At 69.6% G+C, this 21,981-nt stretch carries 21 protein-coding genes and 1 pseudogene; 11 read left to right on the forward strand and 11 right to left on the reverse strand.

What is annotated here, in order from left to right:
* Positions 1-47: 47 nt before the first annotated feature.
* Positions 48-968: an aldo/keto reductase gene (locus OG519_RS15985; protein WP_405583793.1), complete on the forward strand. Its 921-nt coding sequence runs from the start codon at positions 48-50 to the stop codon at positions 966-968.
* Positions 969-1,274: 306 nt separating this feature from the next.
* On the forward strand, positions 1,275-1,736 hold the full coding sequence (locus OG519_RS15990; protein ID WP_405583795.1) for a PPOX class F420-dependent oxidoreductase: 462 nt from the start codon (positions 1,275-1,277) through the stop codon (positions 1,734-1,736).
* A gap of 94 nt (positions 1,737-1,830) precedes the next feature.
* Here OG519_RS15990 and OG519_RS15995 read toward each other — a convergent pair whose 3' ends face one another.
* The 4 genes from OG519_RS15995 to OG519_RS16010 are packed head-to-tail and all read right to left on the reverse strand — an operon-like array spanning position 1,831 to position 8,174.
* Positions 1,831-4,257 carry an ArnT family glycosyltransferase gene (locus tag OG519_RS15995; protein WP_405583797.1) on the reverse strand — a complete coding sequence of 809 codons (2,427 nt, stop codon included), beginning with the start codon at positions 4,255-4,257 and terminating at the stop codon, positions 1,831-1,833.
* The gene (locus tag OG519_RS16000; protein WP_405583799.1) at positions 4,254-5,657 is read right to left on the reverse strand and encodes a glycosyltransferase; all 1,404 of its coding nucleotides are present in this window, start codon (positions 5,655-5,657) and stop codon (positions 4,254-4,256) included. The genes OG519_RS15995 and OG519_RS16000 overlap by 4 nt, the downstream gene beginning before the upstream one ends.
* 25 nt (positions 5,658-5,682) lie before the next feature.
* Entirely contained in the window at positions 5,683-7,299 is a 1,617-nt protein-coding gene (locus OG519_RS16005) for an ATP-binding protein (RefSeq protein WP_405583801.1), read from the reverse strand.
* Positions 7,299-8,174 (reverse strand): response regulator transcription factor, encoded by an 876-nt coding sequence (locus OG519_RS16010; RefSeq protein WP_405583803.1) that lies wholly within the window; start codon positions 8,172-8,174, stop codon positions 7,299-7,301. Before OG519_RS16010 ends, OG519_RS16005 begins: the two co-directional genes overlap by 1 nt.
* A gap of 199 nt (positions 8,175-8,373) precedes the next feature.
* Here OG519_RS16010 and OG519_RS16015 point away from each other — a divergent pair, with 199 nt between their 5' ends.
* Both OG519_RS16015 and OG519_RS16020 read left to right on the forward strand, forming a co-directional pair.
* Entirely contained in the window at positions 8,374-9,411 is a 1,038-nt protein-coding gene (locus tag OG519_RS16015) for an MEDS domain-containing protein (RefSeq protein ID WP_405583805.1), read from the forward strand.
* Between the two features lie 65 nt (positions 9,412-9,476).
* Positions 9,477-9,779 (forward strand): hypothetical protein, encoded by a 303-nt coding sequence (locus OG519_RS16020; protein ID WP_405583807.1) that lies wholly within the window; start codon positions 9,477-9,479, stop codon positions 9,777-9,779.
* 268 nt (positions 9,780-10,047) lie between these two features.
* On the opposite strand, the gene OG519_RS16025 is transcribed toward OG519_RS16020, so the two are convergent.
* A complete protein-coding gene (locus OG519_RS16025) occupies positions 10,048-10,284 on the reverse strand; it encodes a hypothetical protein (protein WP_405583809.1) in 237 nt (78 codons plus the stop codon).
* 322 nt (positions 10,285-10,606) lie between these two features.
* Between OG519_RS16025 and OG519_RS16030 the strand changes: the two genes are divergently transcribed.
* Positions 10,607-11,653, forward strand: a complete 1,047-nt coding sequence (locus tag OG519_RS16030) for a beta family protein (RefSeq protein ID WP_405583811.1) — start codon at positions 10,607-10,609, stop codon at positions 11,651-11,653.
* Positions 11,654-11,711: 58 nt separating this feature from the next.
* Here OG519_RS16030 and OG519_RS16035 read toward each other — a convergent pair.
* Positions 11,712-12,044: pseudogene (locus tag OG519_RS16035) on the reverse strand (NUDIX hydrolase); the annotation flags it as partial.
* 43 nt (positions 12,045-12,087) lie between these two features.
* Here OG519_RS16035 and OG519_RS16040 point away from each other — a divergent pair.
* Positions 12,088-12,675 (forward strand): chloramphenicol phosphotransferase CPT family protein, encoded by a 588-nt coding sequence (locus OG519_RS16040; protein WP_405583813.1) that lies wholly within the window; start codon positions 12,088-12,090, stop codon positions 12,673-12,675.
* Positions 12,676-12,802: 127 nt separating this feature from the next.
* Here the strand turns inward: OG519_RS16040 and OG519_RS16045 are convergent, their stop codons facing one another.
* Together OG519_RS16045 and OG519_RS16050 are read right to left on the reverse strand one after the other, a co-directional pair.
* Complete coding sequence (locus OG519_RS16045) at positions 12,803-13,954, reverse strand: beta-propeller fold lactonase family protein (protein ID WP_405592757.1); 1,152 nt, start codon at positions 13,952-13,954, stop codon at positions 12,803-12,805.
* Positions 13,951-14,652 carry an IPT/TIG domain-containing protein gene (locus tag OG519_RS16050; RefSeq protein ID WP_405583815.1) on the reverse strand — a complete coding sequence of 234 codons (702 nt, stop codon included), beginning with the start codon at positions 14,650-14,652 and terminating at the stop codon, positions 13,951-13,953. Before OG519_RS16050 ends, OG519_RS16045 begins: the two co-directional genes overlap by 4 nt.
* 459 nt (positions 14,653-15,111) lie before the next feature.
* Between OG519_RS16050 and OG519_RS16055 the strand changes: the two genes are divergently transcribed.
* From OG519_RS16055 to OG519_RS16065, 3 genes are all read left to right on the forward strand, one after another.
* The gene (locus tag OG519_RS16055; protein WP_405583817.1) at positions 15,112-15,306 is read left to right on the forward strand and encodes an ATP-binding protein; all 195 of its coding nucleotides are present in this window, start codon (positions 15,112-15,114) and stop codon (positions 15,304-15,306) included.
* 120 nt (positions 15,307-15,426) lie between these two features.
* Positions 15,427-15,807, forward strand: coding sequence for a hypothetical protein (locus tag OG519_RS16060; protein WP_405583819.1), 381 nt, complete (start codon positions 15,427-15,429; stop codon positions 15,805-15,807).
* A gap of 59 nt (positions 15,808-15,866) precedes the next feature.
* Positions 15,867-16,382, forward strand: a complete 516-nt coding sequence (locus tag OG519_RS16065) for a DUF6907 domain-containing protein (protein ID WP_405583821.1) — start codon at positions 15,867-15,869, stop codon at positions 16,380-16,382.
* 469 nt (positions 16,383-16,851) lie between these two features.
* Here OG519_RS16065 and OG519_RS16070 read toward each other — a convergent pair whose 3' ends face one another.
* Entirely contained in the window at positions 16,852-17,598 is a 747-nt protein-coding gene (locus tag OG519_RS16070; protein ID WP_405583823.1) for an IPT/TIG domain-containing protein, read from the reverse strand.
* A gap of 1,125 nt (positions 17,599-18,723) precedes the next feature.
* Here OG519_RS16070 and OG519_RS16075 point away from each other — a divergent pair.
* The gene (locus tag OG519_RS16075) at positions 18,724-19,419 is read left to right on the forward strand and encodes a hypothetical protein (protein WP_405583825.1); all 696 of its coding nucleotides are present in this window, start codon (positions 18,724-18,726) and stop codon (positions 19,417-19,419) included.
* A gap of 24 nt (positions 19,420-19,443) precedes the next feature.
* A complete protein-coding gene (locus tag OG519_RS16080; protein ID WP_405583827.1) occupies positions 19,444-20,535 on the forward strand; it encodes a helix-turn-helix domain-containing protein in 1,092 nt (363 codons plus the stop codon).
* A gap of 98 nt (positions 20,536-20,633) precedes the next feature.
* On the opposite strand, the gene OG519_RS16085 is transcribed toward OG519_RS16080, so the two are convergent.
* The gene (locus OG519_RS16085; RefSeq protein WP_405583829.1) at positions 20,634-21,191 is read right to left on the reverse strand and encodes an AAA family ATPase; all 558 of its coding nucleotides are present in this window, start codon (positions 21,189-21,191) and stop codon (positions 20,634-20,636) included.
* Positions 21,188-21,946: a GntR family transcriptional regulator gene (locus tag OG519_RS16090; RefSeq protein ID WP_405583830.1), complete on the reverse strand. Its 759-nt coding sequence runs from the start codon at positions 21,944-21,946 to the stop codon at positions 21,188-21,190. Before OG519_RS16090 ends, OG519_RS16085 begins: the two co-directional genes overlap by 4 nt.
* Positions 21,947-21,981: the final 35 nt, after the last annotated feature.

A 21,981-nucleotide genomic window follows, 5' to 3' on the forward strand; every position in this document is an offset into this window, starting at 1 on the left:
AGCGTGTCGGCGGAATACCGTGCACCCCCCACCGGTTTGAATAGTTCATGGCACGCATCGGCAACTCAGAACTCGACGTATTCCCGCTCTCCCTCGGTGGCAACACCTTCGGCCGCAACGCCGACGAGGCGCAGTCGTTCGCGGTACTCGACGCGTACGCCGCCGGCGGCGGGAACTTCGTGGACTCCGCCGACCTCTACGGGAACGGCGGCGGCTCCGAGACGATCATCGGCAAGTGGCTGGACAGCCGCGGTCGGCGCGACGACATCGTGGTCGCCACCAAGGTGGGCGGGCACGCCGATTTCAAAGGTCTCAAGCCCGACACCATCCGCGGGGGCGCGGAAGCCTCCCTGCGCCGCCTCGGCGCCGACCACATCGACCTGTACTACACCCACTTCGACGACCCCGAGGTGCCGGTCGAGGAGATCGTCACCGCGCTGGACGGCCTGGTGAAGGAGGGCAAGGTCCGGGTCATCGGCGCCTCCAATATCTCGCCCGAGCGCCTCGCCGCCTCGCTGGACTTCTCCGAGCGCGAGGGCCTGGCCCGCTACGAGATCGTGCAGCCGCACTACAACCTGGTCGAGCGGGAGCAGTACGAGGGCCCGCTGGCCGATCTGGTGGCCGCCCGCGGCCTCTCCTCGGCCCCCTACTTCGGGCTCGCCCTCGGCTTCCTCACCGGCAAGTACCGGCCGGGCGGCCCCGCGGTCGACAGCACCAGGGCCGACCGGGCGGCGGTGTATCTGACCCAGGAACGCGGTCCGAAGGTCCTGGACGCCCTGGACAAGATCGCGGCCGCGCACGGCGCCGAGGTGGCCTCCGTCGCCCTCGCCTGGCTGGCCGCTCAGCCGACCGTGGTCGCGCCGATCGCCAGCGCCCGTACGGTGGAGCAGGTGCCGGCGCTGCTCGCGTCCGTCGAGCTCAAGCTCACCGACGAGGAGCTGGCGGCGCTGACCGCGGCGTCCGCGTGACCTCTGGGTGACCCCTGGGTGAGCGCGGAATCCGCCCGCCTCCCCTGACCGGAAGCGGGCGGACTCGTGGCCGGGATTTTACTCGGCCGACCGGCGGCCGGGTGCTTCGCGCGGCGGTCCGCGCCGTACGGAACGGCCGCCCATCCGCCGAGCGCGGCACCGGTTTTGACGCCCGGCACCACGGGTAAGTGGACCCTCGGCGGATGCGGAGGCGGCCGGCGCAAGGGACGGCGCCGGCCGCACGCCACCGCGCCCGAGCCCCGGGTACCCGGACCGTCGTACACCGGCGCGTCGTACAGTGCGGGCATGGCTCCCACTATCGCCACGAACACCACGGTCACGCTGGAAGCGCTGCTGGACTTCGTCCGGCCGCGGCACCACGCCATCCTGCTCACCACCCGGGCGGACGGCCGGCCCCAGGGCTCCCCGCTCACCTGCGGGGTGGACGACTCCGGGCGGATCGTCGTCTCCACCTACCCCGAGCGGGCCAAGACCCGCAACGCCAAGCGCGACCCGCGGGTCAGCGTCATCGTCCTCTCCGACGACTTCGGCGGCCCCTGGGTCCAGGTGGACGGCACCGCCGAGGTCATCGACAGCCCCGAGTCGGTCGAACCGCTGGTGGAGTACTTCCGCAACATCTCCGGGGAGCACCCGGACTGGGCGGAGTACCGGGAGGCGATGGTCCGGCAGGGCAAGTCGCTGATCCGGATCACCCCCGAGCGGTGGGGTCCGGTCGCGACCGGGGGCTTCCCGGCCAGGCTGGCCTGACCGGGAAGCCGCTGTTTCCTGGACCTTGCTGAGCCCTGCCGGTCCCCTGCTGACCCGGGCTGGTCGCTCCTGATCCGCTGACGATCTCTTCCGGTCAGCCGGTGGTCCGGGGGGCGGTGAGGTCGTAGACGGTGGTGGTACCGACCGTCTTCGCCGTGTAGTGCGCCTCCACCCAGGCGGTGATCTGGGCGGCGGTGCCGCTGCCGCCCATGCCGCCTCCCGGACCGCCGCCCAGGCCGGCGCCGGTGCCGCCGCCGATGAAGTAGTGGATCCGGCCGCCGGCCACGTCCCGCTGGAACTGGGCGAGGGTGGGTGAGGGGTCGCTGCCGTTGAAGCCGCCGATGGACATCACCGGCTTGCCGGTGGCGAGTTGGTAGCTCGCCTGGTTCTGCGAGCCGATGGCCGCGGCCGCCCAGGTGTAGTGGCCGGCGTCCTTGGTGAGCAGGGTCTTCATGGCGGCGCTCACCTTGGTGCCATTGAGGAGACCGCCCATACCGCCGCCTCCGCCGGGAGCGCCGGTGGCGCCGCCGGGGAAGCCGTTGCCGCCCAGACCGCCCTGACCACCTTGGCCGGGTGCGCCTTGGCCGCCCTGACCCGCGGCGCCCTGCCCGCCGCCCGGGAAACCGCCCGGGAAACCGCCCGGGAAACCGCCTGCCCGGCCGCCGGTGCCGCCGCCGAAGTTCCCGCGCGGACCGCCGCCGCCGAAACCGCGGCCGAAACCGCCCCTGCCGCCCTGCACCGTGGGCCCGGCGGTCACGATGGAGCCCGCGTGCGGCGTCGTCACCGTGTCGAGGGTGTACGCGACCGGTCCGCCGAGCACCGCGGCGAGCGCGACCACTCCGGTGACCAGCCCGATCCGCGCGCCGAGCCGCCCGTGGGCCCGCCCGGCAGGCGTATCGCCCACCGCGTAGGCCGACTCCGCCGGCCCAGCCGACCCGACCGCCACCGCTGTCCCGACCGCCACCGCTGTCCCGGCCGTCACCGCCGGCCCGACCGACCCGATCGGGGCAGCCGCCCCGCCGCCCGCTCCCGCGAGCCCCGCCGCCGGCCGGCCGGAAAGCCCCGGCAGCGCCCCCGCCAGCAGCCCCGCCGCCGCGACGAGGCCGGCCACGACGACGGCCCCCCGCAGCCAGGGATGCCAGTCGGCGGACCGGTCGAGCAGCACCGAGGACCAGACCGCCGTCCCGAGCACGGTCGCCGCCAGTGTCGCCGCCGCCGCGATGTGCGCGCGCCGCCGCCACAGCAGGACCGTGCCCATGGCCACCAGCGCCGCGATGTACGGGGCCAGGGCGATGTTGTAGTACTGGTGGAAGATCCCGGACATGAAGCTGAAGGTCACGAAGGTGATCAGCAGCGCGCCGCCCCAGAGCAGTAGGGCCGACCGCTCGGGGTTGTCCCGGCGGGCCCGCCGGGTGATCCACAGCCCGGCGACCAGCAGCAGGAACGCGGCCGGCAGCAGCCAGGCGATCTGGCCGCCCATGTCCGTGCCGAAGAGCCGCCCGATCCCGGTCGCGCCCCACTGCCCGCCACCGGGACCAGCCCCCCGGCCGCCACCGCCGCCGACGCTGCCGGTCTCGTCACCGGTGATCCGGCCGAAGCCGTTGTAGCCGAAGGTCAGCGACAGAAAGCTGTTGTCCTGCGAACCGCCGATGTACGGGCGGGACGACTTCGGCCACAGTTCGACGATCGCCACCCACCAGCCGCCGGCCAGCACCATCGCGCCCCCGCCGTAGAGGAGTTGGCGGAGTCGGCGGAGCAGGGGCGTCGGCGCGCACACCGCGTAGACGGCGGTCAGCGCGGGCACGATCAGCCACGCCTGGAGCGTCTTGGTCAGGAAGGCGAGGCCGAGGACGGCGCCGGCCCACAGCAGCCACGTGGTCCTGGCGTCCTCCAGCGCGCGCTGCGTCAGGTAGAGGGCGGTGACCATGAGCAACGCCAGTAGCGCGTCGGGGTTGTTGAAGCGGAACATCAGCGCGGCGACCGGGGTCAGCGCCAGCAGCGCGCCGGCCAGCAGCCCCGCGCCCGCGCCGAACCGGCGCCGTACCGCGGCGTGGAGCACCCCGACCGCGGCGACCCCCATCAGCGCTTCGGGCACCAGGATCTGCCACGCCCCGAGGCCGAACACCCGTACGGAAAGGGCCATCGGCCACAGCGCGGCGGGCGGCTTGTCGACGGTGATGGCGTTGGCCGCGTCGGAGGACCCGAAGAAGAACGCCTTCCAGCTCTCGCTCCCGGCCTGGACCGCGGCCGAGTAGAAGGAGTTGGCGTATCCGGAGGCGCCCAGGTCGTAGAGGTAGAGCACCAGGGTGCCCAGCAGCAGGGCGAGCAGCCCGCCGCGGGCCCAGACCGGATCCTCGGGGCGTCCGCGCCACAGCCGGTCCCAACCACCCCGCGCCGCCTCGCGGGTAAGTGCGTCGCCGGTAGCGGGGGAAGCGGGCGGCCATGAGCGGGGCGGGTCGCCGAGGACGGAGGTCACCGGCGAAGTCGTGCCGCCGGGAGGCGTGTTGGTCGGCCGGTTCATCGGGCGCTCCTCAACTGGGCGTCGTGCGCTTCGGTGTGCTCGTCCGGGTGCGTTGCGTGCTCGTCGTGCTCGTCGGCGTGCGCCGCGTGCGCCGCGTACTCATCAGGGTGATCCACGTCGTACGGGACGGCCGCGCCCCGGTCCGGGAAGAGCCAGGCCCGGAAGAGCAGGAAGCGCAGCACGGTCGCGGCGAGGTTGGCGCTGATCAGGGTGGCCAGCTCGGTGGTGTGGGACGGATGCGGGGCCGCCGTGTGGAGGGCGGCGAGGGAGCCGCTGGTCAGCGCGAGGCCGATGGCGAAGACCACCAGGCCCTGCGCCTGATGGCGGACCGCCCGGTCCGGGCCGCGGATGCCGAAGGTGAGCCGGCGGTTGACCGCGGTGTTGGCCAGCGTGGCGATCAACAGCGCCCCCACGTTGGCGAGTTGGGAGCCGACGCCGAGGCGGAAGAGGAAGTACAGGGCGAGGTAGGCGAGCGTGCTGAGGGCGCCGACCGCGCAGAAGCCGACGAGTTGGCGGGCGAGACCCGAGGGGACGCCGGAGAGCCGCCGGTCCCGGGGATCGTCACCGAACGGGCGGCGCAGCCGGTCGAGCGCCAACCGCCCACTGGCCAGGGCCCGGCCGATCCGCCAGACACCCCGCAGGTCGTCGGCCGCGGTACGGAGCAGGTCGACGCTGCTGTCCGGGTCGTCGACCCAGTCCACCGGCACCTCGTGGATCCGCAGCCCGGCCCGCTCGGCCAGCACCAGCATCTCGGTGTCGAAGAACCAGCCGGCGTCCTCGACCATCGGCAGCAGCCGCTGCGCGACATCGCCCCTGATCGCCTTGAAGCCGCACTGGGCGTCGGAGAAGCGGGCGGCGAGCGAGCCGCGCAGGATCAGGTTGTAGGCACGGGAGACGAACTCCCGCTTCGCGCCGCGCACCACCCGGGAGGAGCGGGCCAGCCGGGACCCGATGGCCAGGTCCGAGTGGCCGGAGATCAGCGGGGCGACCAGCGGCAGCAGCGCGTTGAGGTCGGTGGACAGGTCCACGTCCATGTACGCGAGGACCGGTGCCTCGGACGCGGTCCAGACCGTGCGCAGCGCCCGGCCGCGGCCCTTCTGCTCCAGCCGGAAGGACTCGACCTCCGGCAGTTCGGCGGCGAGCGCGGGGGTCAGATCGGTGCTGGCGTTGTCGGCGACCGTGATCCGGTACGGATAGGGGAAGGTGCCCGAGAGGTGGGCGGTCAGCCGGCGGACGCACCGCTCCAGGTCGCGCTCCTCGTTGTGGACGGGGATGACGACGTCGAGGACGGGTGTCCCGGCCGCCGGGTCGAGGGGTGTGGTCCCGCCGGGTGCCACGGCCGGGACCGGTGTGGCCGACAGGTGCTGCCGGGCGGGCAGTTCGCCGAGGTGGGTTCGCATGCCACGACACTCGGCGGCCCCGCTGTCACGACCGTATGGCGTACCTGGGCGCGGGCTGTGAGTGCGCGGCGGGCAGCGTGACCGTGAACACCGTACGGCCCGGGGCGCTTTCGACCGCCACCTGGCCGCCGTGCGCGCTGACCACCGAGTGCACGATGGCGAGGCCGAGCCCGGTGGACCCGGTCGCCCCTGACGGCCCGGCGGACCTCGACCGGGACGCGTCACCGCGGGCGAACCGTTCGAAGACGTGTCCGCGCAGCGGCTCGGGGACGCCGGGCCCGTCGTCCTCGACCTGGAGCAGGATGCCGGGCCCCCGCCGTATCACCCGGGCGGTGACGGTGGATCCCGGCGGGGTGTGGGTGCGCGCGTTGGCCAGCAGATTGGTGAGCACCTGGTGCAGCCGCTGCGGATCGCCGCTGACCGTGGCGGGATCGTCGGGCAGGTCGAGCCGCCAGTGGTGGTCGTGGCCGGCCGCGCGGGCGTCGCTCACCGCGTCCACCACCAGCGGGGACAGATCGGTGACGGTGAGGTCGAGCGGCCGGCCCGCGTCCAATCGGGCGAGCAACAGCAGGTCGTCGACGAGCGTGGTCGTCCGCTTCGCCTCCGACTCGATCCGGCCCAGCGCGTGTTGGGTGTCAGACCCGATCGACTCCCGTCCCCTGCGGGTGAGTTCGGCGTAGCCGCGGATCGAGGCGAGCGGGGTGCGCAGTTCGTGGCTGGCGTCGGCGACGAAGCGCCGGACCCGGGTCTCGCTCTCCTGCCGGGCGTGCAGCGCCGAACCGACGTGCCCCAGCATGCGGTTGAGGGCGGCGCCGACCTGGCCGACCTCGGTGCGCGGGTCGGTGTCGGTGTCGGGGACGCGTTCGAGCAGCGCCACCTCGCCGCTGTGCAGCGGCAGTTCGGAGACCCGGGTGGCGGTGCCGGCCACCCGGCGCAGTGGTTGCAGGACGATCCTCATCAGGGCGGCGCCGGCCAGTCCGGCGGCGACGAGTCCCGCCACGGTGACGGAGACCTCGACCCACACCAGGGTGGTCATGGTGTCGTGCGCCCCCGCGACGGAGAGGCCGACGAGCGTGGTGGTGCCGCTCGCCGCGGGCAGCGCGGACTCCACCCGGTAGTCGCCGAGGCCGGGGACGTGCAGGGTGTGCGGGGCGCCGTCGAGCGGCACCCGGGTGAAGACGGCGGCCTGGGTGGTGGTGAGGTCGTCGGCGACCAGGCCGAGGCTGCCGTTGCTGGTGGCGCTGACCGCGGCATGGCCGATCGCGCCGCCGGGGGTGAGCACGGCGCCGACCGTCTCACCCGGCTGCCCGCCGCCGAGGAGGAATTCGAGCGGGTCGAGGCTGCCGGGGCGGGGGAGCTGCGGGCCGCTGCGCCCGGCGCCCTGAACGGGGCCTCCCGGGCCGCCGGGACCACCTTGGCCGGGCACACGCGGCCCGGCCCGCGCCGCCAACTCCCGTACCTTGCCGTCGAGCTGGCCGTAGAGGAAGTCGTGCAGGGCGAAGATGGTGACCACGCCGATCACCGAGCAGACCGCGGCGACCAGCGCCACGCAGGACAGCACGAGCCGTCGGCGCAGGGACCAGCGCCGGGGGACGCGGGCCTGGTGCTCCCGAACCGGGTGGCTCTGGCGGTCCCGCCGCATCACACCGCTTCGCCGGGCTTGATCAGATAGCCGGCGCCGCGCCGGGTGTGGATCATCGGCGGGCGGCCGACGTCGATCTTGCGCCGCAGGTAGGAGATGTAGAGCTCGACGACGTTGGCCTGGCCGCCGAAGTCGTAGCTCCAGACGCGGTCGAGGATCTGCGCCTTGCTGAGCACGCGGCGCGGGTTGCGCATCAGGTAGCGCAGCAGCTCGAACTCGGTGGCCGTCAGGTGGATGTTGGTGTCGCCGCGGCTGACCTCGTGGCTGTCCTCGTTGAGCACGAGGTCGCCGACGACGAGCAGCGACTCGTTGCGGGCGGCGGCGGCGCCCGAGCGGCGCAGCAGACCGCGCAGCCGGGCCACCACCTCCTCCAGGCTGAAGGGCTTGGTCACGTAGTCGTCACCGCCGGCGGTGAGGCCGGCGATCCGGTCCTCCACCGCGTCCTTCGCGGTCAGGAAGAGCACCGGTACGTCCGGGGTCTCGCGGCGCAGTCGGGCCAGCACCTCCAGGCCGTCCATGTCGGGCAGCATCACGTCGAGGACGACCGCGTCGGGGCGGGACTCGCGGGCCGCACGCAGGGCGCTGGCGCCGTCGGCCTCGGTACGGACCTGCCAGCCCTCGTAGCGCAGCGCCATCGAGAGCAGATCGGCGAGGGGGGTCTCGTCGTCCACGACCAGCACGCGGACGGGGGAGCCGTCGGGGCGGGCGAGGTCGGCGGGGGTGGCGGTCGCGGCGGCGGCGGGGGGCTGGCCGAGGGGCGGGGCAATGGGGTGCGGGGCCGTGGGGTGGGCCGGAGCCATGGGATGGGCCGGGGCCTGGCGCTGGGCGGGGGCCTGGGTGCTCGCGGTACCGGTGAACGGTGAGGTGGAAGGCATGCTGACCACCCTGTGGGCCCGCTATGAAAGGAGTCTTGGCCGATTCTGTGAAACGTCTGAGAATCCACGCGGGGAGACTCGGTCACCCGCCCCGAGGAAGCGGACATTTTCCGGTCATGGCTGGTCAGTTGCGGCCACGGCCGGGAGATAAGCGGTCGGCCGCCTCGGCCGGCGCACGTCCCGGCGTACGTTCATCGGTATGGCGGGAAAGACCATCGGCGAGCAGACACGCGGGAAGCGGCCCGACCCGATCGCCGAGGCGGCGATAGTCCATGAGCCGGCCGAACCGCGGCCGCCCCGGATGGCCGCCGTCGAGACGCTGGGCCGGGGCGATCACGCCTGTGTGTGGTTCGACGGCCACGAGGACCGGTGGGCGCTGCGGGCCGCCTTCGCCACCGTGGGCCTGGCCCGCGGTGAGCGCGTGATGTTCTTCCCCGGCCCCGGCACCCCGGCGAAGGAGGCGATCGAGCGGCTGGCCGCCTTCGGCGTGCCGGCGGCGGGACCGTCGGCCGGGGCGGAGGCGCCCATCCGCCGTCCCGGGTCCGCCCGGCCCGGCGGCCACGTCGAGGTGATCGATGTCCAGCCCGGTTACGTACGCGGGCGCGGTCTCGACGTAGCCGCCCGGATCCGGCACTGGACGAAGGTCTCCGGCGAGACGCTCGCCCACGGCTTCACCGGGCTGCGCGCGGCAGGCGACATGACGTGGGCGGTCGGAGCCGACGTGGACGGCGGGGAGTTGGCGGCGTACGAGGCCGCGATGACCGGCCTGCTGGCGAAGTTGGGCCTCACCGGCGTCTGCGAGTACGACCGCGGGGGGTACGGACCGGACCGGGTGCCGGACGGGCCGCCCGGGCGGGGGACGGGTGGCACCCGCGACCAGGTGCTGCGACAGGTGCGGGCCGCGCACCCGTTGAGCGTCCTGCCGGTCCCCGGCAGCCTTTACGCCCGCCGGGAGGGGGACGCGCTGCGGCTGACCGGGGACGCGGACCTGGCCACCAGGGGCGCTTTCGAACGGGCGCTCCGGCAGCCGGGCCTGGCCGTGATCGACCTGACCGGGCTGGCGTTCATCGACGCCTTCTGCGTACGGGCGCTGTTGCGGCTCGGTCGCGGCGTGACCCTGGAGTGCACGGCCGCGCAGGGACGGCTGCTCGAACTGTGCGGGTCGCCGCGCGCCCGGGTTGTCATCGGGGGCCAGAACGCCGAATCCGCTGCCGCCGCCACCGGCCTTCTGCTGTGATGGAGTCAGCACGCTTCGTAGTCGAGGGCCAACAGCCAGGCCGAAGGCCGAGGGGAGAGCCACAGGTGGACAAGGAAGAGGAACGCCGGCTCGCGGCGCTCACGCCGGTGATCTCCCGGACCACGGTCGACCTGCTGCGCCAGGTCGTCGGCCTGGAACCGGCCGAACGCATCCCGGAGCAGGCACTGGACACCGCGGACCGTGTCCTGGCGGAGTACGGCACGGACGGCCTCCGCATCCTGACGATGAGCCTGACCGGCTGGGCGGCCGTACTCATCGAGCAGGACGCGAAGTTGTCGGGCCGCACGAATGAGGCGGTGCTGGATGACATCGACTTGACGTGCATGGAGGCGAACGCGGAGGGGTGAGGGGGCGGTTGAGCTTTGACCCGAGTGGCCGCCGGGGGTTGGCCGGCGAAGGCTGCTGGGGTCTGACCGGCAGGACTGCCCGGGGGGGCGGCCGGCGAAGGGCGCCGGAGGTTGACCAGGGGTGCCTGCGTCACTCGGGCCGAGCCCGCCGGGGGGTGGCCTGCTGGCGCTCGGGCCGAGCCCGCCGGGGGGCTGCCGCGCGGCGGGTCGCCAGGCACGGGGGGTGTGGCGTACGGGGTCGCAGGGTCGGGGTCCGAGACCCCGGTCCTCACTCGAGCGTCTGCGGTACGCCCGTCTCGACGTCGACGGCGACGCTCATCGGCGACGACCGCCGCGTCCAGGCGTCCGTGACCGGCGGCCGGAACTTGAACACCAGCGCGGCCCGTTCCCCGGTCAACGTGGTGATGGCCTGCGAGGTCGGACCAGTAATCGTCCACCCCGCGTTCTGGGTGCCGTCATCGGTGAAATGCGCGACGGCTACGCGACGGGCTTCTTCTCGGTCCATACGTAGCATCGTCCCACCTTTCACCCCTCAACGGCTTTCCACCACACCCCGGATTTATCCTCCCTAACCTCCCATTATCCCCCAAACCCCCCACTCACCCCCACCGCCCCCTCCGCGGACGCCCCGCTGCCCAACCCCCTGGGAGCACCGTGATTACCCGAGGTGGCCGGGCGCGAGATGCGAGTCGCCCGCAGCCGTCGGACTTCGAGCACGATGTCCGGTTTTTGATCTGTCGGCCGCCGCGTCGAAAGCTCACGCTGAGTGGTGAGCCCTCGTACGGAGGGACGGGTGCGCGCGAATCGTTGGGGCGGCGATGGCGTACATGCCGATCCTGAAAGGCAAGCTGGGCGAATTCCTCGCGCTCGGCGAGATGGCTCCCGAGGTACAGGCCGACGTCCACCCGGTGCTGGAAGTCGTCGTCGATGACAGCCGCGTGCGCGATGTCCTGGAGACATTCGTGAAGCACGCCTGCCGTCACCTGCCGAAAGGGCTGGTCGTCGGGGTGGATTGCGGAGCCCTGTGGCGGGCGGGACCGGTGGGCGGCTTGTGGACCGGCCATTCGATGAACTGGCTGAGTGAGGCGTTCGGCGCGTGGCTGCTTCCGCTGATCCCGGTTTTCCGCCCGGACGATCCGCCCGGCGCGCTCCGCGAGATTCGCGACGTACAGCGTGCCCACGGTAGGGGAGCCGTGCTCAGGCTCGATCTCTTCGCCGGCCCGTCGGACCCTCGGGACCTGGAACGCGTGGTCCGCGCCGCTCTGGACCGCTTGTGCCTGCCCCCGGAGAGCGTCGACGTCGTACTGGACGCCGGCTACGTGCCGGGCGACACCGCTTTGACGGAAGCGGTCCCCCTGCTGCGGGACACCTTACGCTGGGCCCGTACGCGGCCTTGGCGCAGCGTGGTGGCGGCCTCAGGCGCGTTCCCGCGCTCGATCAGAGCGCTCCCCCGTGGCCATCCCAACCTCCTGCCCCGCTGGGACGCGGCCTTGTGGCGCAAGCTCGCCGGGAGCATCGACGGCGAATTCCCGGAGTTCGCCGACTACGGCGTCAGCCACCCCGTCCCGCCGGTCCGCGCCGGCCGGGGGGCCATTCCGCACCTCCGCTACACCGTCGCCGACGCCTGGCTCGTCCACGTCGCCCCCGGCGAACTCCCGGGCAACAACGACTTCTTCACCATCTGCCAGTCCCTCGTACACTCGGCAGACTGGCCCGCCCTCGGCGAGAAGCTGTCCTGGGGCGACGCCGAGATAGCTCTGTGCGCCCGCCAGGGACGCCCCAAGGCAGCCACCGCCACGTACTGGCGCGCCTGGGCCACCTCCCACCACCTGGCCGTGGTCACCAAATCCCTCCGCACCATGGGCAGCCCCTGACTCCCCATCCCACCGACCTCGCCACCCCGGTTCCCGCCACCCAGGTTGCCGCCAGGACTCAGCCCAGATAGGGCCGGTCACGGCCCTCGAAAAAGTGGCGCAGCCTCAGCCGCCGCGTGTGATGCATCGGGAGCGCGTCGATCTCATCGCGGGGCACGAATCGGAGCTCGGTGGACTCTTCGGAAATGGCCAGTTCCCCGCCAGTGACGCGGGCGGTGAAGCAGACGTTGAGCTGGCGGCGGACCTCACCATCCGCGTATGCGATCACGTGCCGAGGATCGGTGTACGTACCGACAAGCCCGGTGATCTCCACCTCAAGGCCTGTCTCTTCCTTGACCTCCCGCACAGCCGCCCCGGGCAGCGAGTCGTCCATCTCCATGCCCCCGCCGGGCCCCGGCGATCAGCGAGACTCCGCCCCATGTGACCATCCCGGTATGGCACCCGGACGGATCGTCTTTCTCAACGGCACCTCCAGCTCGGGGAAGTCGAGCATCGCCCGGGAACTGCTGAACGTCCTGGACGACGGGGTCTTCTTCCACATGGCGGTCGACGACTTCAACGCGATGCGCACCAAGCGGGCGCTCGAAGCCGAGGAGCTCGATGCCGCGCTGCGACGGACCAGGATGGGCTTCCACCGTTCGATCGCGGCCATGGCCGAGGCGGGCAACGACATCGTGGTCGACCACGTGCTCAGCGAGCCCTGGCGCCTGCTCGACTGCCTGACCGTACTGCGACCTGAGAACGTCCTCTTCGTCGGCGTCCGCTGCCCCCTGGACGAACTGACCCGCCGCGAACAGCTCCGCGGCGACCGCCCGCCGGGCCTCGCGGCGTACCAGCACACCCGGGTCCACGCCCACGGCGACTACGACCTGGAGTGCGACACCAGCACGGCGACCCCCTACGAATGCGCCCTACGCATCCGCGACTTCCTCCCCCACCGCCCCACCCCCACCGCCTTCACCCGCCTCCGCCACCACCACCTCCCGGCCGAACTCGACGACCGCGGCCGTCAGGCAAGGTGACCGTCCGGGCGCACCAGGAAGCTGTCGCCGGCCGAAGCCGCGTACGCGGAGAACGCGTGCCCGTCGGCGTCGAGCACGTGTCGCACACCCGATGGCTGATTTCTGGGGGGCTGGCCGCGTCGGGCGGTCAGGCGGCTGCCACGCCGAACGGGCCGGTGCCGGCGGTGATGGAGCTGGTGGTGTTGGTGGCGGTGGTGATCACCGACACCGTGTTCGAGCCTTGGTTGGCGACGTAGGCACGGGTGCCGTCCGGGATGATCGCCACGCCGTATGGATTCGCGCCGACGGTGATCGGCGAGCCGGTGACGGTGTTAGTGGCGGTGTCGATCACTGACACCGTCCCGGCGGTGTTGTTGGTGACATAGGCGCGGGTGCCATCCGGGGTGATAGCGATCCCGTGCGGGCCAGCGCCGACCGTGATGGTGCTCGTGACGGTGTTGGTCGCGGTGGTGATCACCGAGACAGTGTTGGAGCCGTTGTTGGTGACGTAGGCACGGGTGCCGTCCGGCGTGATCGCCACGCTACGCGGGGTGGTGCCGACCGTGATGGTGCTCGTGACGGTGTTGGTCGCGGTGGCGATCACCGAGACCGTGGTGGAACCGGAGTTGGTGACGTAGGCACGGGTGCCGTCCGGCGTGATGTCCACGCCGTACGGGGCGGCGCCGGACGTGATGGTGCTCGTGACGGTATTGGTTGCGGTGGCGATCACCGAGACCGTGGTGGAACCGGAGTTGGTGACGTAGGCACGGGCGCCGTCCGGCGTGATGGCCACGCGGCGTGGATTGGTACCGACGGCGATGGGGGTGCCGGTACTGGTGTTGGTGGCGGTATTGATCACCGAGACGGTGCTCGCCCCGGAGTTGGCGACGTAGGCTCGGGTGTCGTTCGGGGAGACCGCGATCCCGCTCGGGTTGTTGCCGACGGTGACGGTGGTGAGGACGGCGTTGGTGGCGGTGCTGATCACCGAGACGGTGTTCGAGAAAGCGTTGCTGACGTAGACGCGCCGCAGGACGTAGGTGAATCCGCCGGGAACCGTCGCACTGCCGCCCGGGGTGGTGACCTGGACGGTGGCGTTGCCGGGGGTACCGGCCGGGGTGGTACCGGTCAGCGAGGTTCCCGCCGGGTTGACGGAGATCGCCGTGGCCGGCACCCCGTTGAAGGTGACGCCGGCGCCCACGAGGTTCGTGCCGGTGAGGGTGAAGGCGGTGCCTCCGGCGGACGTACCGGTGATGGGCGAGATCGCGGTGGCCGTGGGTAGACCGACGTAGGTGTAGGTCAGGCTGTTGCTCGTGCCGCCCGGGGTGAGGCGTTGCCAGAGGTGCCGGCCGGGGTGGTACCGGTCAGCGAGGTTCCCGCCGGGTTGACGGAGATCGCCGTGGCCGGCACCCCGTTGAAGGTGACGCCGGCGCCCACGAGGTTCGTGCCGGTGAGGGTGAAGGCGGTGCCTCCGGCGGACGTACCGGTGATGGGCGAGATCGCGGTGGCCGTGGGTAGACCGACGTAGGTGTAGGTCAGGCTGTTGCTCGTGCCGCCCGGGGTGATGACGCTCACCGCGACAGGGCCGACGGCGGCCCCCGCCGGCACGGTGACAGTGAGCTGGCGGTCGGAGACGACCGTCGGGACCGCGGAGTTGGCGCCGAAGCGCACGCTTGTGGCGGTAGAGAGCTTGACGCCGGTGATGGTGATCGTGCCGCCCCCGGCCAGAGGTCCGGAGGCCGCGCTCAGGGAGCACAGGAACGGTGAGTCCACGTAGAAGAACGGGACCGGGTTGCTGATGCCGCCGACGGTGGTCACCGTCACGCCGACCGTGCCGGAGCCGGCCGGGGAGATCGCGGTCACCTGTGTCGGCGAGACCTGGGTGACGCCGGTAGCCGGCTTGGTACCGAACGTCACCGCGGTGGCCCCGGCGAGGTTCGTACCGGTGAAGGTGACCAGGGTGCCACCGCCGGTGGACCCCTGGTTCGGGGACATGGACATGATCGTGCTCCCTGGAGAATCCGCGCGGCCGAAAACGGTTAGTCGAAAGCGGCGGGAGCAGCCTCCCCGGATCCTGGAACAGGCATCGGCTGATGGATCCAGATCCCTCTGCATGCGGCCCATCGCGACAGAACATCATCAAATGCTGTCTTCGTCTGTGTCTGAGACAGACGGCGATTGGGTGCCGGCTGCCACGCTCCCCAGGGAGGAATGGGCGGCCCGCCGGGTGAGTCTTCAGTAACCCATCCGGGCGGAAACTCGACAATGATCCTGACGGCATATCAGCCGAATGGCGGAGCGTACTGACCGGCGCACCCCGATCGTGCCGAGCACGCCCGATGGTCACCAGGGCCATGCGGGAGCCCCTCGACGAGGAGGCATGCCGTCCGGCGGAAGCATCCTCCGAGCCGCCTGCTGCCAGGCTTGGGGGCTCCGCCGCCTGGCAGCGTACGGATCGCTGTGGAAGACCGGTCGCCCGCTCCACCCCAGCCCCGAGTCGCCTGCCCCGACGACGAGCGCGGGCGCGGTCTGGCCCTCGTGCGCGGCCTGACCGAGCGCTGGGGCACCGATTTCCTGCCCTCGGGCAAACAGGTATGGGGCCTGCTCACCCGCGAGGTGCCCGAGGGATCGGGGAACGCGGCTCGGCGCTCCTGACGGGCTGGACCGAAGTCATCGTGCCGGCTGAGCTCGCCGCGCTCCGTGGGTTGCCGAGCGGCCCGGCCATCGCCGTTGATCTCTCTCGCACCGCACCAAGAACTTGAGGAGTTGGGGGACATGTCCCTTCAACGCACGCAGCGCTTCATCTGCGGTCGGCAGAGCCTGTTGCCGGACGGCCTGGTCCGTACGGTGCTGGACCTGGCACGGGCGGACGACCAGTACGCATACACCCGCGAGGACGTGTTCGCCACGCTCGTCTGCGCGATCGAGGCGCACGAGAGCCCGGTGCACTACGGCGCCGCGCTGAACCTGCGCGGTCCCGAGGCGGGAACCCTGTGGGCCCTCTGGGGCGACGGTCCTCCCAACGCGGTCATCGAGATCCCGGACTGCACGGTCGGCATGCACGAGGACGCCTGCTCCGAGTTCCTGGGGCATCCCGGCGGGCACAGCTGGGAACTGGCCGACCCGCCCGGGGGCGCTGGCGCCCCTTCTGTCTGACACCGGCCCTCGCCCTTGGCATGCGGTCGTCATCCACCCGAATGAGAAGGAACACGTAGATGATCAGCACTCCCCCCTTCCCCGCTCCCGCCGGAACCCGCGCCGCATTACGCAGTCCGGGTCGACAGTGGAGGATCGCCACCACGACCGGCCCCACCGTCACCGGCTATCTGCCCGCGTGGGCCGCCACGGACCCCAGCGAAGCCGACGTACCCGTCGAACGACTGGGCGTCCGGCTCAGCAACATCAGCCACTACGCCGAGTTCGAGGGACAGACCGCCTGCGTCCTCACCGCTGACCGGAACGGGCAAGCGGCCGATGAACAAGTGCTGTTCGGCAGCATCGACTGCCACCCATACGCCGAAGACCCCGACTCCCGCGTCCCCACCGTCAACATCAACATCACCGCGGACTGCTGGATCGCCGACCTCGATCCCGACGGCCTCGTGAAGTTCTCGGCCAAGCTCCGGGCGCAGGCGGACCGCTTCGACAACGAGGTGCTGCCCGCCCTGATCGCGGCCCGGGAGGACTGGAACGTCCACCACAGTCCGGGCGAGAAGGAACCGACCGGGTGAGCACAGCGGTTCCCGGCACCCGGCCCTGAGCGACACGACTCCACCAGGAACCCAATGGTCACCCGCGCAGCTGATCTGTTTGTAGCCGCTGGCCAGCTCGGGTCCGTTCTACCCTGGGCACTCGTATGCGGCAGCCCTGCGGGTCTTGATGGCACCTCGGCTGCGCCGTCGTGCGTGGTCCGCGCCAGCGGGCCGCCTTGATCCAGTAAAGAAACTCTGAACAGCCTCTCGGCTACGAGGTACGTACGCCGGTACTGCTGGGCATGGGACAGGTGCGGTGGAATCGGGCGGCCTTGTGCAGCGGATGCTCAGCGTGGGCAGGGCGACCGGTTCACAGACGGGTCCCGGCTGTGAAGGGTGTGGTGCCCGTCTGTGGATGGCCCGGCGTGGCCTGAGCGGCATCCGTTGGACTGATCTGAACCCGCCCGGGCAAGGGGAGCTGCTGGCCTGGGCGGGTGTGCCGGGAGGGTCAGATGCCGGGGCCGTTGACGTAGGTGAAGTCGCCTGCGGCGGTGCCTCCGCTGGTGGTCACGACGACGCTGGCGGGGCCGGGCTGGCCGTCCGGGGTGGGCGGGCTGACGACGGCGAGGGTGGTGTCGTTGACGACGGTGAACGGGGCTGGGACGCCGGCGAAGGTGACCGACTGTGTGGTGGTGAAGCCGGTGCCGGTGATGGTCACCGCGGTTCCACCGGTGGGCGGCCCGGAGGTCGGGTTCAGCGTGGTGACGGTGGGGCCGTCGACGTAGGTGTAGGTGAGGCCGTTGTTGGTGCCGCCGGCGGTGGTGACGCTGACGCCGACCGGGCCGGCGGCTGCGCCGGCCGGGGCGGTCACGGTGAGCTGGGCGTCGCTGATCACGGTCGGGGTCGCGGTGGCCGCGCCGAAGTGCACCGAGGTCGCGGTGGACAGGCCGGTGCCGTTGATGGTGACGGTGTCGCCGCCGGCGGTGACGCCGGAGGTCGGGCTGATGTTGGACTTGAACGGCGCGCCGACGTAGAAGAACGACAGCGGGTTGCTGGTGCCGCCGGGGGTGGTCACCGTGACCGGGACCGTGCCGGCGCCGGAGGGAGAGGTGACCGTGACCGAGGTGGGCGTGTTGGCCGTGATGGTGGCCAGCTTCGTACCGAAGCGCACGGCGCTGGCGCCGCTCAGGTTGGTGCCGGTGATGGTGACGACGGTGCCGCCACCGGTTGATCCCTGGTTGGGGGAGATAGGCATGGCTGTGCCCTTCGTTCGACGCGGGTGTGTGCGAGGACGTGCGGGGACCACGCGGACGGGCCTGCGTTCGCGGTCGGTGGTGAGAGGGGGTCCGCCGGGATCATGGGCAGGTCGGCGGGCGACATGCTGGGCGCGGCAGGAGGCTCAGGCGTTGCACAGCACCGGGCTTGTGCCTTCGCAGCCCCATAACCGGGGTTCATGCCGAGTGCTGCTCCGGGAAAATGGGCGGCCCACCGGGAGCGGATGAGGCAAGTAAAGCCAGCAGAGTGGCTACGTCACAACGAATTTGACGGCTCATCACCCATATGGCCGAGATGCCCCGGGAGTGCGAGCGGCTTCCAGATGAGCAGCGTGGCGCTCCGGGGGCTCGGTCGTATCGCTCCCCACGGACGACGGGAAGCCGCACGGCCCGGTGCGGTGGCGGAGGCAAATCTGCTGGGAGGTGTTGTCGGTGGTCGGTACCGTGTTTTCTGGCGTTCCATGCCGTTCCAGGAACTTTTGGGAGAAGTCCCGGAGGCGTATTCACTGCGTGTGGTGAGCGGACGCCCGGCGGTTCTGGGTCGCCCATGTGCGGCATACCGGACACTCCTGGAGGCCACTGCAAACTCCCAGCGCTCCGCCTTCGACCGCGTCGGCGATGCCTTGCGGGGTGACGGCGACAAGCCGGACGATGACGAGGACACGGCCGGTGTACAGGTAACCGTGTGACCGATCCGCGCCCTCTCCTCCGAGGGCGTCGCCGTCACTGCCGTCAAGGCATAAAGCAGAGGCCCCTGCGGATGACTCCGCAGGGGCCTCTGGCGTGCTGTGCACTCGGCAGGATTCGAACCTGCAACCTTCTGATCCGTAGGCGGGTGTGCGGTCCTTGGCAAGTCGCTACCACCGGTACCCACAGGACGGCCGAACGGTCACGAAGAGCGTCCGTGCGCATCGACGTGCGCCCACGTTGATGTCACCGCTGATGTCACGGTTGCCGAACTTCGGCCTTGCGAGCAGGGCCTAGATATAGGAACGCATGTTTGAATACACTGTCACAACGCTGACTGTCGGTGCAGCCCTGTAGGGTGACTTATGGTTTCGGACCCTCATCCGAGGGACTGATTCCCTAAGCGCCTTGGAGGCAGGATGATCGAACCGCTAGCAGCAGGTGACGCCCGAGAGTACGAGGCACGGCTTGTCGGCCTCGGTCTCGAAGGGGGCACGCTGCGCCAAGCCCTGGGGGCGAGCAACACGGAGCGGAGCCTGTGTTCGAAAGAACACGCCGCCAAGATCGCACCTGGCATCTACGCCTACAACGGGCTTGTCACGAGCCTGAGCCGGCAGATGGACGGTGTGAACGACTGGCGCCGCATCGACCTGGCGGGAGTGCTCCCCATCATGCTCAACGACCGCACGCGAGTGGCCCTAGGCGTGACGAGCGGCAACCAGATGACCGGACGCAGGTCGGGAAAGCTTCAGCCGAGCTCGCGGTACCCCAAGGGGGAGCTCACCAAGAAGCTGGTGGGACGCAATGACCCACTTGGCCAGATCGCCCTCCTTGAGCGCTCCGCCTTCCAGGTGGAGGAGGAGCCGGACGAGCTGGCCGGCTACAACCTCTGGCTCATGCTGGTCTATTTTGATCAAGAGCTGAAGGAGATCCGGCACGAAGTCTCGCTCCCCGAGCGCCTGAACGCCAAGGGGTACGTGAAGGACTGGTATGACCGCATTCTCCCGATGGAACCCTACTCCGTTGACGGCGAGGAGTTCGGTGGTAGCGGCAATGATCCCAATGATGGATTTGGTCCGCCCTCCGATGTGCCCGTCGAGAAGCGGAAGCCCTGACGACCCAGACAGAAAGACGGGTAAATGTTCACGCCATCCCGATTGACCCTCGCTCGCAAGCGTCGCGCCATGACACTTGTTGAGCTTGGCGATCGGGTTGGCGTGAGCAGCCAAAGTATTTCGAACTATGAACACGATCGGCAGCAGCCAACATTTCAAACTCTGCAAAAGATCGCGGAAGTTCTAGACTTTCCGATTTCTTTCTTTTCGGCTCCCGAGATTGATGAAATCGACCCAGCATCCGTGAGCTTTCGCGCTCGCAGTAAACTTTCAGCATACATTCGTGACGCCGCCTTGTCGGAGTCACGCCTAGCTGTAGAGTTCAGCAATTGGATGGATGAATTTTTCAGTCTACCTGTCGTGCAAATCCCAACTCCAGGAAGGAAAATGACTCCGGCACTGAATGCAGATTACTTGCGGTCAGCTTGGCATATGGGCGAAAATGCTTCGATTCGGAATATGATTCACTTGGTTGAAGCACACGGAGTCAGAGTTTTTTCCCTCGCCCCAGAGTACAAAGAGGTTGACGCATTCTCGTTCTGGCGTGATGGCCGACCCTATATCTTTCTCAACACGTTGAAATCAGCAGCACGCAGCAGATTCGATGTCGCACACGAACTCGGACATCTCATCATGCATTGCGACGATGAGTCCGGAGTTCGGACTCGGGCCGCAGAAAAGGAAGCAGACGATTTTGCATCCAATCTTCTAATGCCACGCCGAAGCATCGCGTCACGAATCCCAGAGAGCCCTACTACGGATCAAATCATAAGGCTTAAGAAGCACTGGAACGTGTCTGCCCTAGCCTTGACTTACCGCCTGCACTCGCTCGGCAGGATCACAGACTGGCAATACAGGCAGTCCGTCATTGAACTCGGACGACTTGGATTCCGAACTGCCGAACCCGGAGATTCCCCCCGTGAAGCCTCAATGCTTTTGCAGAAAGTTTTTAGCTCCCTATGGGAAGACGGCGTAAGGCCACTCCACATTGCAAATGAACTAAATACTTCTATTGGCGAGTTGAACACTTGGGTGTTTGGCCTTATGGCAACATCGGTGATCGACCAAGAAGAGTCCCCCGTGAGTCAGCCAAGGCGACTACGACTGGTTCAATAGCTTCATTCGGGCTGAAATTCGCGCCCGGAAATTGTAAGCGATCCTGAAGGGTTCGCGGGGCGTTGGAAGAGGGTCCCCCGTTTGACCTGACCTGTGGCTTAGCGCTCCATACTTCGGGGGCTTGCGGCGTCCAGCACCGCCAGCAAGGCCGAAGCGTCACCCTCGTACAGGAGGTGCGGTTCATCTGTCTGGGGCGGGACGAACCGGTTGCGGTAGCGCTTGAGGTCGCTCTCCGAGAAATAGATAGAATTCGGATCGCCTTTGTGAAAGTCGTTGCGCTTGCTGACCCTTGCCCACAGCTCATCGTGGCTGACCGCGAGGTAGACAAGCACTGGGATGGCGCCAGCATCGACGGCAACAGTTTGCCATCTGGCTCGGTCCTCCGGGGTCCAGAAGCCGTGGTCCACTACGACGTCGTACCCCGCCTTAAGTTGCTCCCTCAGCTCGGCAGCCACGTCTTCGAGGACTGGCCTTTCAAGAGCGGGGAAGGTGCCGCGAGGGAAGTCCACGCCGTAGACACCGTGCCGGCGGTACATCTCTTCGTCCGGGCACAACCGCACGAACCCTCGACCGGTGAGCACGCGCGACAGGGTGGTCTTGCCGGAACCGGGCAGCCCTACCATCAGGACGCAGAATGGTGGACGAGGAGCGATCACGGGGAGACCTCCGATTCAGTGCGCCACGTGCGGCCCGGACCACCAAGGTCCACGCCGTACTCAACGATGTCACCCTCGGTGTCCAAGAACTTCGCGGTCATCACCACCACCGGTTCCGAGGGGAAGTCATCGGGGTCAAGCTCCAGTAGGCGCGCGTCCTCTCGGGTAAGTGTGCGTGCTGATGCTGTGTCGATGCGATGACTGATCGGGTGACCGGTCGCTTCAGTGATGAGTTGCAGGGATGTCCCACCTGCAAGGCGCTCACTGGCTGCTAGCTGGGGGACCAGCTTGCCGTAGCGAGCGGGAATCCACGACGTGCTGTGAGCCACGATGCCGTGCCGATCCCGGTAGACCCGGCTGCGGCGGATCACATCGGCGCTGGTCTCCATATCGAGCGCTTGCGCCACATCGGCGGGCGCAGGGACGACGGCTGCCTGATGCGAATCGGACTTCTCGCCATCCCCCCAGCTAGACCCGGTACGGCGTCCCCGGTCCAGGCGCTGAGCACCCGAGGACATCGGCCCCGGCCTGTCCAGGACCTCCGTCCCGATACCGTGAATGCCCTGCACAAGCCCGTCATTGCGGAGCTTGCGCAGCGCCTTCTCGGCTGTCGCGGTGCTGACTTTCCACTCTTCCGCGAGGTTCTTGATGCTCGGCAAAAGCGATCCCGGCTCTAGCTGACCAGACGAGATCAGCTCCGCGTAGTGCGCGGCAATCCTCGCGTATGGCGCCCGATTGCTGGCCTGGCCTGCCATGACGACTGCTCCTCTCGCAACATCCCTGAGGTTCC

Origin of the sequence: Streptomyces sp. NBC_01190, assembly GCF_045039895.1 — a bacterium.
Lineage (GTDB): Bacteria > Actinomycetota > Actinomycetes > Streptomycetales > Streptomycetaceae > Actinacidiphila.